The following is an 11,361-nucleotide window of genomic DNA, read 5'->3' on the forward strand; positions in this document are numbered from 1 at the left end:
CTTTTTAGTAGTTATTTAAATATATTATTTTACTTTTTCATAATTATCATCCCATTCTTTAGGTTGAGGTTTGTGTAATTTTCCTAAAGATTTAGCAACCATCATAGATACGGTAGCATCACCTGTTACATTTACAACAGTTCTACACATATCTAAAGGCCTGTCTACCGCAAAAATAAGCGCTAATCCTATGGGTAATAATTCTGCTGGAAAACCAATAGATTCCAAAACAATAACCAACATAACCATACCTGCACTTGGTACTGCAGCACTACCTATAGAAGCTAATAATGCCGTAGCAATTATAACTAATTGATTTGTAAACGTTAAACCTTCTGGCCAGATTACCTGCATAATAAATACGGCTGCTATACCTTGATACAAACTTGTTCCATCCATATTAACCGTAGCACCAACTGGTAAAACAAACCCTGATACTTCTTTATCAACTCCAAGATGTTCTTCTACACGCTCCATGGTCACCGGTAAGGTAGCAGCGCTACTACTTGTAGAAAAGGCTAACAATTGAGCAGGGCTTATTTCTTTTAAAAACCACAACGGTGATTTCTTAGTATAAAAACTTACTAGAATAAGGTAAAAACCAATCATTAAAATTAAACCTCCAACGACACATAAAGCATAATTTAATAATTTAAGAAGTATTTCTGTATCATCAAAGGCAATAATAACATTTGCCATTAAAGCAAATACGGCATAAGGAGCAAAGAGCATAATTAAATCGACCATTTTCATGACGACTTCATTTAACGAATCGAAAAAATTCACTAAAGGTTTTGCTTTTTCTTCTGGAATTAATAATAAGCAAATACCAACAAATAAGGCAAAGAAAATAACTTGAAGCATTTTTGCGTTTCCTAATGCTTTAAATATGTTGCTTGGAAAAATATCGACTAATGCCCGCAGAGGACCTGCATCTTTTTGTGCGTTTGCTTTTGTAAGCTTATCGGCCACACCTGCATCATTTGCATATTTAGACTTGATCTTTTCAATAGTATTTTGCGACATACCATCCCCTGGTTTTATTGTGTTAACTATACTTAAACCTATAATTATAGCTACTAATGTTGTTGTTACGTAAATACCTATGGTACGTAACCCCATGGTTTTAATTTTAGAAATATCTTTTAAATCTGATATTCCTTTTATTAAAGACGCTAAGATTAATGGTACTGCAATAAGTTTAAGCAAGTTTATAAAAATGGTTCCAAAAGGTGAAATCCAATCACTTACAAAGCCTTTCCCTCCAACGGAATTCATAATAAAACCAAAAATGATTCCAAGAATCATTCCTATAATAATCTTCCAATGTAATGCTAGTTTTTTCATGTACTAATTGATCTTTTTAGAGTGTCTAATATAACTATTTTTAATGTGCTAAGAGTAGTATGACCTGAAGGATACTAGCTATTTGTATTTTTTTCTGATTTTAATGCTGATTTGGTTTTACAGTGCCGCTAAAATTTTTCCAACTAAAATAAACAATTATCAAATTGAGATTACTTGAATCCTTATATTTTGAGACAAAATAAGTTTCTTAGATAACATGAGGGCACCAATTATAATATAACACAAACAGAGCGCAAGATAAATAGTTTGGCTCTATACATTTTACATGAACGCTTTCTATCATGCTTTAATTATTCGACAAATTACTTTTATGTAGCTTTTTTTCTATTTTTTTGAATTAAAAAAACTATAATATTTCATATCTGTAATTAAATACATATTTTTAAGTAGAGTAATGCCCTAAATTAAATTAGTATGGATTGGATCAAAGAAGTCCTGGACATTTTGAACAATAATGCGGGAGTGACCTTGATATTATCAGCATTAGGTTTTGGGTTTAACGAATGGGTTAAGACTAAAAGTGCAAAAAAATAGACGACTTAAAATTTAAAGCCGAAAACATTGATATAAAAACATTAGAAAAAGAAAATGAGTTATACTTAATTTTTTCAAACTTTTGTTTATCGGACGACTTTTCTGAAACAAACTGTATAACTACTTATGAAAAAATACGGAGACACATTATTGATAATGACCTTTTTTTAAGAGAAGATCTTAGCAAAGTTGGAAGCCAGTTTGCTAACTATATTATTGAAGATGTATCAAATGGTTTGAAAGACCTACAGAGAGAAGAAAATTTACTCAAAGAATTTAAAAAATTATATAGAAGTTGATTATAAATATTAATGATAATGATGTAGGAATCGATAATATATCTGCATTAATACAAAAATTGTCCTTTATTTTTAAATATGAAGGGATGAATGTCTCTGGCTACGAGTTCAAAATCACTTCTTCAAAATTAGATGCCATGTCTGCATTAGTTATTTTTAAAGCATTTGATTTTATAGCTAAAAAGTCATGTCTTAAGGAGCCAAAAGTTAATCTAGATAATATTATAAAATTATTTTCTATTTATGGTATTGAAAAATCGATGAAACAATTAATTAATCAAGAAGAATTAGATGATCTGTATAGAAATTTAAAACCTTCAAAAACTGCAGATTTTTTTATAGCTCCACATCCAATAAATAGAGATAGTTTTAAAAACAAGAAGGATTTAGAAAATAAATACACTCAATTTATTGCTGATTATTATCAAAATATCTGCCCAGAATTAATACAATATTTTAAAACCTGTATTTGCGAAATAGCTTCTAATTTTTTGCATCATGCTTTAGAAGATAAACATTCCATTTTGATGGCTCAAGGCAATAAAAATAAGATAGAAATTGTATGTGTTGATAATTCTAAAGGAATTATTTCAAACCTTGATCCTGATAACAAAAACCATGCAGAAGTTATGTCTAGCGCCTTTAAAAGAGGGGTATCCTCTAAAAAAAATGATTTTCATTGTGGAACTGGCTTGTGGTATATCGAAAACATTGCACATCAACTTAAAGGTACTTTTAAAGTATACTCAGAAGATATGTCTTATGTTTGTAAAGATGGTAAGGTTTTTGTAACTAAATCGCCGTATTGGAAAGGATCCATATTCTACTTAAAATTAAATGTATTAAAAAACACGAATATTGACGATTTTTTTTCTAAATTTAACAAAGACAACATATTAGGTCTATTTAATCTTTAATATCTATGGAAATTAATTTATCAAAATATGGAAAAATCATCTCGACAGATGATACTAGTAATTCAATTTTAAGGGACATTGAAAGCTCTCTCAATAGCGAGGGTCCTGTAAATATTAATGCTTTAGGAGTCGTAATATCAACAAAGTCTGCAAGGCTTATTTTTGGATGTTTATATAAGAAATTATCTAAAATAAATTTCAACAGTAAAATTCACTTCAAAAATGCATCGACCACCTTCATGTTTGCCGTAAATGAAGGCATCCTAACAGAACTAAAGAATTAATTTTCCTCAACAATACGCTCTTAAAACTCCGTATAAACTTCTCGTAAAAAACAATACTAGCTATACATTTTATTAATCAAATGAAAATCGGCTAAAACCAAGGCTGCCATCGCTTCTACAATGGGTACAGCTCTAGGAACTACACATGGGTCATGACGCCCTTTTCCTTGCATTTCTACAGGATTTCCCACTTTATCTATAGTTTCGTATTTCTGGATAAGTGTCGCTACAGGTTTAAATGCTACATTAAAATAGATATCCATACCATTACTGATACCTCCTTGAATACCTCCCGAAAAATTAGTTTTAGTTGTACCATCACTATTAAACGCATCATTATGATCGCTACCGTACATCGTACTACCTTCAAAACCACTACCGTATTCAAATCCTTTTACAGCGTTAATAGAAAGCATGGCTTTACCAAGCTCTGCATGTAATTTATCAAATACCGGTTCACCTAAACCAACTGGTACATTTTTAATCACACAACTAACAATGCCTCCAACGGTATCTCCTTTACTTCGCACTTCTTTTATGTAAGCTTCCATATTTGCTGCCATAGCCTGATCCGGACATCTTACAATATTTGATTCTGTTTTTGTTAAGTCTAATTCGGTATAAGGTTTATTTAATTTCATGGTGCCTACTCCAGAAACATAAGCCGTAATTTCAATACCTTTTAACATTTGCTTTGCAATGGCTCCTGCAACTACACGACAAGCCGTTTCTCTTGCAGAACTTCGTCCGCCACCGCGATAGTCTCTAAAACCATATTTTTTATCATATACATAATCAGCATGACTTGGTCTATAACTATCTTTTATATGTGTGTAATCATGGGATTTCTGATTGGTGTTTTCTATAACAAAACCAATGGAAGTTCCTGTTGTTTTTCCTTCAAAAATCCCTGAATGAAATTTAACGGTGTCTGGTTCTTTACGTTGTGTAACGATAGCCGACTGACCAGGTTTCCTTCTATTTAGTTCATTTTGAATGGCTTCTATATCCAACTCGATTCCTGGAGGGCAACCATCAATAACACCACCTAAAGCTGGTCCGTGAGATTCTCCATAAGTTGTTAAATTAAATAGTTTTCCAAAGGAATTGCCTGACATAAGTATTTTTTTTGCTAAAATAAAGCTTTTTTAGAAATCACGTGCCCTAATATCAAGTCATAATGGTATTTTTTATGTACATAAATTTATAGAACGAACCCCTTTATTTTAGATTCCCATTTTTACTAAAATACTGAAACAAGTTTGGCACAAGCAAGTTAATCACAGGCACGGAAATAACAATTCCAATTGAGTACTCCACAGCTAAACCTTGGACTGTTTTTTAAATAAATCTATTCTTAGAGATACGAAAGTGAAATAGCATAAAGACCATAATTTGTTGTAATAAACTAACATTTGTTTAACATAACTCATAATTAAATAATTATAAGGTAATATTTATATAATATAAAAACTGGTAATTTGTAAAGAAAATAAAACACAATTATTGAAAATAAAACGCAAAATAGAAATCGCAGTAATCTCAGATGTTCATTTAGGTACTTATGGTTGCCATGCTAAGCATCTTCTAACCTATTTAAATAGTATTGAACCAAAAAAATTGGTTTTAAATGGTGATATTATTGATATCTGGCAATTTAGTAAACGCTACTTCCCGAAATCTCACTTAAAAGTTATTAAGAAGATTATGGATATGGCTTCCGAAGGTGTTGATGTTATTTACATTACTGGAAACCATGACGAAATGTTACGAAAATTTAGCAATACTACTATTGGTAATATTTCTATTGTTGATAAGTTTGTTTTAGAACTAAATGGTAAAAAAGCGTGGTTTTTTCATGGCGATGTATTTGATGTTTCTATACAAAATGCAAAATGGCTTGCTAAATTAGGTGGTTATGGTTACGATTTACTAACCCTTCTTAACCGTATAGTTAACTGGTACTTGGAAAAACGCGGAAAAGAGCGTTACTCCTTATCTAAAAAGATAAAGAATGGTGTTAAAAGTGCTATAAAGTATATAAATGATTACGAAGAAGTTATTTCTGATTTAGCCATTGAAAATGGTTATGATTATGTGGTTTGTGGACATATTCATCAACCTAAAATGGAATACAAAGAAAATAAACATGGTAAGACCATGTATTTAAATTCTGGCGATTGGGTTGAAAACTTCACAGCTCTTGAATATCAATTTAATCGCTGGAAAATATACAATTACAATAAAGACAAGTTTGCTCCTTTTTATGTTGATGAAGACATAGTGAACATGGAAGTTAAAGATTTAATTGCTGCTATTACTATAGTTGAGCAGCGTGAAAAGAAGTGTAAGTGACTCATTGTCAAGTTCTTTTATTTTTTTCTGTTTTTTAAGTAAAACCTTTTGGCGTTGTAAGCATTTGTATATATTTGATGTACAATTATATCTCGTTTTTACGAAATATTCGCCAAACCAATTTCTACACAAATAATTATAATGAAAAAACAACTATTACTCCTCTTTATTTCTGTTTTAAGTATAAATATTCATTCTCAAATTACTTTCGAAAAAGGATATTATATTAACAATTCCAATCAAAAAATAGAATGTTTAATTAAAAACAAAGACTCAAGAAACAATCCAACAACATTCGATTATAGGTTATCAGAGGAAAGGGAAGAAAAAGTATTAACTATAAATGATGTTAAGGAATTAGGTATTTATAATATAGTAAAATATATTCGGTTTGAAGGCAAAATAGACAAATCGAGCATGATCATGAGCAGAATGAGCAATACCAAAAATCCTGAATTTCAAAAAGAAACCCTTTTTTTAAAAGTTTTAATAGAAGGAAAAGCTAGCTTATATTCCTACGAAGAACCGAACTTATTAAAGTTTTTTTATAAAAATGAAAATTCAAAAATCAGTCAGTTAGTTTTTAAAAATTACATGCCTGTTAATAATGTTATTTATAAAAATGAAAGGTACAAACAACAATTGCTAAACGATTTGAAATGTGGGAATATTACAATGAATCAAATTAAAAATTTAGAGTATGAAAAAAATAGACTAATCTCTTTTTTTAAGAAATACAATAATTGTAATAATTCGGAAAACATAACCTTTGAGAAAAAACAAAAAAAGGATATCGTTAATTTGACTTTGAGACCCGGCTTTAAAAATTCTTCATTAAAAATAGAAAACAGCAATTTTAGAGGCCTAAGTTTAAGAGATACTGATTTTGATAATGAATTAGGCTTTAGGTTAGGCTTAGAAGTTGAACTTATTATGCCTTATAATAGAAACAAGTGGTCATTAATTATAGAGCCGACCTATCAATATTATAAATCTGAAAAAGAATACTCAGATCGAAGTGTTACTAAAATAACTGTTGACTATAAGTCAATTGGAATTCCGATTGGTATTAGACATTATTTGTTTTTGAATAACAACTCTAAACTATTTATAAATGGTTCGGCAATCTTTGATCTTAGTAGTGATTCTAGTATTGTTTTTGATTTAAATGGTGCTGCAACTGCGGAAAAGTTAGAAATTCAAGCTAGACCTAATATGGCTTTTGGCTTTGGTTATAAACACCATGACAAATACAGCTTAGAATTAAGATATCACACAAATAGAAATGTTTTAAATAAGTATAGACCTTGGAATTCTAAATATAGTACACTATCCTTAATATTTGGATACTCACTATTCTAAATCAAGTGTAATTTCAAATTCTTTTTATTGCACGATATAGAAGATTGGCCTGTAGCTTCTAATGGAATGAAGTATCAAAAGCATCAAAATTAGACAATGTAATAAACTAATGAACAGACTCACCAGAATAACCTCAATTCTTATCCAATTACAATCTAAAAAGGTAGTAACTGCTAAAGAGATTGCTGATAGATTTGAAATTAGTTTACGAACTGTTTATCGAGATATTAAAACGCTTCAAGAAGCAGGTGTCCCCATTGGTTCAGAAAATGGAATCGGTTATTTTATTGTTGATGGGTACTCACTACCTCCTATAATGATTACAGAAGAAGAGGCTAACGCATTAATCGTTTCTGAAAAGCTTATTTCTAATCAGGGAGACAAGTCGCTTACAAAAGATTTCAATTCGGTACTTATAAAAATTAAATCTGTTTTAAGAAGCCATGAAAAAGAAAATGTTGCCAAATTAGAAAGTAGAATAACTCCTTCTTACAAGAAGGATACATTTGAAAGTAATTGGCTTTCATTAATTCAAAAATCAATTACTAATACTATAGTACTGGAAATAGTTTACCACTCGATTTATAAAGATGAACTAACATTAAGAGAAGTTGAGCCTTTAGGCGTTTATTATACAGATAAAGCTTGGATAATGATCGCTCACTGTAAATTAAGAAATGAAACCCGAGAATTTAGATTAGATAGAATTTTAAAAATAAATTCGACACTTCAAATCTTTGATTACCAACAAGATTTCAGCCTTTTAAAATATTTTAGCAGATTTACAGAATCTAGTTGACATACAGCTGTCACCCCTCCATTTTATTTTTGTTTTATTAATCAACTTATAAAATAAATAATTATAGATGGAACAAAATGAAGTCATTCAAATTTCAAAAAAATATCCTCTGGCTTTTAAGAGCATGAATTCTAGTTTAGTTGATCAGTTTTTTACTAAAAATGCAACAAAAACTGGATTTATGTATGATTATGAACTCAGCAAATGGGGAGACATAAATACTGTTGGGGTATCTGATCTCAAAAACTGGGTGGTGGATTATAATAAAAATGATGTTATGCCAGATTCAGAAATCAAAGTTGACATTCTCGATTTACAAGAAAAAATTGCCATTGTAAAACTTGAAATGGATTGGGCTCCAAATAAAAAAGGATGCGACTACCTCTTTCTTATAAAAGAGAATTCCTGGTTAATTGACAAAATTCTATGGCAAAGTATTTTGTAGCATTATATATCACAATGATTTTATAACAAAAAAATAAAAAATGAGAGAGTTATCAATCTTAGCAGCCTTCTTAATCTTATTTGGCAGTGACGCTCAAAAAAAAAAGTAAAATGACAGAAAAAATAAAAGAAAAAATAGGAACCATTGTTCTTGTCATGGAAAAAACCAAACCAGAATATTCTCAAAAAGAGGTTATAAAACTTTCTGAAGCCATAGACCCTATGGTAGATACGTTTAATGGTTATTTGGGACGTAAAATGGCCTTTTCTAATAATCAACCAGACCTCTTGATGGATCTTGTTTATTACACCAATGTTAAAGCTTTTGAGGATGCTTCAGAAATTGAAATGAAGAGTGAAACTTGTTTAAGGTTTTTTAATACAATGATCCCAAATCCGGAAACGAGTAAAATGTTAATTACATCTCCTTTAATTATAACAACTCCAAAACAAGGAAAAGTAAAAGGTATTGAATTAGTTCTTTTCAAAACGAAGACTGGATTTACTAAAGAAGAGGTGGTTAATGCTGCTAAAAATATAAATCCTGTATTAGAAAAATACGAAGGATATATTTCAAGAAAGCTCTCTATAACTGAGGATGGTCAATGGATGGATGTAATTTACTGGACTAATTTAGAAAATGCAGAAAAAGCATCAAAACACATTTTAGATAATAAATTAGCTCAAAAATACTTTGAAATGATAGATAATACTACTATGGAATTTAATCATTTTAATGTAGTTATAGATACAGAAAGGTAATACTATGTAAACGTCTAAGTTTTAAGTTACATGTTAGGTTGAGCTTGTTTAAAATTTACTAATAAGTAAATAATAGGTTTTAGCAAGCTCAATTTAACAAAATAAACTATAACTATTTTTAAATAACCTCCTAGAAACAACTAATAATAATTAAATAAATAACTATTGAATTTATCTAATGCTAAATCCAAAAAAATGAATATACTAGTATTTAAAACAGACATAGATAATACTCATAAACTAGCATCAATAAACAATTTTTTTGCTCAAATTCCCGAAATAAATCATTGGTCTGTTGATATGGAAGATATTGATAATGTTTTAAGAGTAGAAACTTCCGGAGATATATTAGAATCAAATATTATAGATTTGCTAAATAAGATTGATGTCTATTGTCAAGATTTAGCTTAGTATCTCTGAAAAGATTTATTAAAATTTCTAAGTAAAAAATAAAATGGCAGAATTATTTAAAAATATATATAATACTAAATTCTTCGATCGCTTTATAGCTTCAGTTCGAGAAGTTGTACCAGCGTTTAACAAAGCTTCTTTCTTAAACGCAATATACGATACCGAATGGGAAAAAAGAGAACTGAAACAGCGCATGCGACATATAACTCTTGCGTTTAAAGATCATTTATCAGATGATTTTGATAAGAATGTCGAGATTATATTAAAACTAATTCCTGTATTTGAAAAAAATGGTTTTAAACCAGATAATTTAGAGTTCATCTTTTTCCCGGACTTTATAGAAATTTATGGTTTAGAGCATTACGAAGCCTCTATAAATGCTTTTGAAGAGATTACTCAATTTGTGAGTTGCGAATTTGCCGTCAGGCCTTTTATAATAAAATACCAAGACCAAATGATACAACAGATGGTACTCTGGTCTAATCACAAACATAGCTCAGTGAGACGACTAGCTACAGAAGGCTGTAGACCAAGGCTCCCATGGGCTATGGCAATTCCATCTCTAAAAAATAATCCTGCTCCTATTATTCCTATTCTTAAAAGATTAAAAAACGATCCATCGGAATATGTGAGAAGAAGTGTTGCTAATAATTTAAACGATATTTCAAAAGACAACCCAGAAATAGTTATATGTCTTGTTAAAAAATGGCAAGGAAAAACCAAAGAAACTGATTGGTTAATTAAACATGCCAGTAGAACACTTTTAAAACAAGGAAATGCAGAAGTGATGATATTATTTGGTTTTGGAGCTATTGATAAAATAAAGGTAACTGATTTTAAAATCCTTACACCAAAAGTTAAAATTGGAGATTCTGTAGAATTTGCTTTTAAACTTGTAAACACAAATAATAATGCCTCTAAAATTCGATTAGAATATGGGCTTTACTATCAAAAAGCAAACGGTACGCTATCTAGAAAGGTTTTTAAAATAAGTGAGAAGACGTATTCAGAAAACTCAACTACAAGCATTCACAGAAAACAATCATTTAAGCTTATCACAACACGTAAATTCCATGTTGGGAAACATCAGGTTTCTATAATTGTAAACGGAAAAGAAATTATTGATCCGCTGGATTTTGAGCTTATTCAATGATTTAAAACTAATGCCTGTTCAGTTTAAAAACTTTTATTTTTAATCAGTTCTATTTAATAAGCTTTATTATCATATTAGTAATGTCTAAGTCTTATTGTCATTCCTGCCTTACTGAACTACGGTATACCCACATCTTTTAAAAAAGATTTATTATTATTTACTTTTCTTTGCGCGTCCAAAGAAAAGTAACAAAAGAAAAGACGCCCCGATAGGAATTCCTTCTCTCTCTACGCTCGATAAGAACCAAGCACAAAACTTCGACGTCGCGCCAATGCGCCATCCAATGCTATGCTCCTGGGCTTCGAAGCTTTTGTACTTTATTCTTACGAAGGGTCGGGGCTTGCCTAATGACCATTCCTTAACGAGTACCTTAAACCTCTTTTTAATTTTATAATCATCTATTTAACGTGAGTTTCGATTTAACTTAAATTATTTAACTTCATTGTAAAGTTCTGATTGTTAGGTTTATAAAATATTTTGTATTTAAAAACACCCTCCTTAATCCTCCCTCAAGGGAGGAATCTCACTCGGTAAAATTGTCCCCTTGAGGGGCGATTTCCTATAAAGTGGCAATTTCATTTCTTCCTTGAATTATTTTACAGATAAGCAGGTTGAACAAATCCTTTCCCTTATTGTTGAACTTGAAAGCGATTTCATCTAAATAGCCCTGTAA

The 11,361-nt window shown here is 30.2% G+C and carries 11 protein-coding genes; 9 read left to right on the forward strand and 2 right to left on the reverse strand.

What is annotated here, in order from left to right; all coding sequences use genetic code 11:
- Positions 1-24: 24 nt before the first annotated feature.
- Positions 25-1,347, reverse strand: coding sequence for a dicarboxylate/amino acid:cation symporter (locus tag EM932_RS04505; protein WP_135875932.1), 1,323 nt, complete (start codon positions 1,345-1,347; stop codon positions 25-27).
- Between the two features lie 850 nt (positions 1,348-2,197).
- Between EM932_RS04505 and EM932_RS04510 the strand changes: the two genes are divergently transcribed.
- A complete protein-coding gene (locus EM932_RS04510) occupies positions 2,198-3,118 on the forward strand; it encodes a hypothetical protein (protein ID WP_135875934.1) in 921 nt (306 codons plus the stop codon).
- 5 nt (positions 3,119-3,123) lie between these two features.
- Positions 3,124-3,402 (forward strand): hypothetical protein, encoded by a 279-nt coding sequence (locus EM932_RS20825; protein WP_135875936.1) that lies wholly within the window; start codon positions 3,124-3,126, stop codon positions 3,400-3,402.
- Positions 3,403-3,458: 56 nt separating this feature from the next.
- Here the strand turns inward: EM932_RS20825 and aroC are convergent, their stop codons facing one another.
- Positions 3,459-4,520 (reverse strand): chorismate synthase, encoded by a 1,062-nt coding sequence (aroC, locus tag EM932_RS04520; RefSeq protein ID WP_135875938.1) that lies wholly within the window; start codon positions 4,518-4,520, stop codon positions 3,459-3,461.
- 388 nt (positions 4,521-4,908) lie between these two features.
- Between aroC and EM932_RS04525 the strand changes: the two genes are divergently transcribed.
- From EM932_RS04525 to EM932_RS04555, 7 genes are all read left to right on the forward strand, one after another.
- A complete protein-coding gene (locus EM932_RS04525; RefSeq protein WP_135875940.1) occupies positions 4,909-5,757 on the forward strand; it encodes a UDP-2,3-diacylglucosamine diphosphatase in 849 nt (282 codons plus the stop codon).
- A gap of 141 nt (positions 5,758-5,898) precedes the next feature.
- The gene (locus EM932_RS04530; protein ID WP_135875942.1) at positions 5,899-7,119 is read left to right on the forward strand and encodes a tRNA modification GTPase; all 1,221 of its coding nucleotides are present in this window, start codon (positions 5,899-5,901) and stop codon (positions 7,117-7,119) included.
- A gap of 109 nt (positions 7,120-7,228) precedes the next feature.
- On the forward strand, positions 7,229-7,918 hold the full coding sequence (locus EM932_RS04535) for a helix-turn-helix transcriptional regulator (protein WP_135875943.1): 690 nt from the start codon (positions 7,229-7,231) through the stop codon (positions 7,916-7,918).
- Positions 7,919-7,985: 67 nt separating this feature from the next.
- Positions 7,986-8,363, forward strand: coding sequence for a nuclear transport factor 2 family protein (locus EM932_RS04540; RefSeq protein WP_135875945.1), 378 nt, complete (start codon positions 7,986-7,988; stop codon positions 8,361-8,363).
- 110 nt (positions 8,364-8,473) lie between these two features.
- Positions 8,474-9,124, forward strand: a complete 651-nt coding sequence (locus EM932_RS04545) for a hypothetical protein (RefSeq protein ID WP_135875947.1) — start codon at positions 8,474-8,476, stop codon at positions 9,122-9,124.
- Between the two features lie 195 nt (positions 9,125-9,319).
- Positions 9,320-9,535 carry a hypothetical protein gene (locus tag EM932_RS04550; RefSeq protein ID WP_135875949.1) on the forward strand — a complete coding sequence of 72 codons (216 nt, stop codon included), beginning with the start codon at positions 9,320-9,322 and terminating at the stop codon, positions 9,533-9,535.
- Positions 9,536-9,578: 43 nt separating this feature from the next.
- Complete coding sequence (locus tag EM932_RS04555) at positions 9,579-10,688, forward strand: DNA alkylation repair protein (protein WP_135875951.1); 1,110 nt, start codon at positions 9,579-9,581, stop codon at positions 10,686-10,688.
- Positions 10,689-11,361: the final 673 nt, after the last annotated feature.

It is taken from the genome of Flavivirga rizhaonensis (assembly GCF_004791695.1).
GTDB classification, from domain to species: domain Bacteria; phylum Bacteroidota; class Bacteroidia; order Flavobacteriales; family Flavobacteriaceae; genus Flavivirga; species Flavivirga rizhaonensis.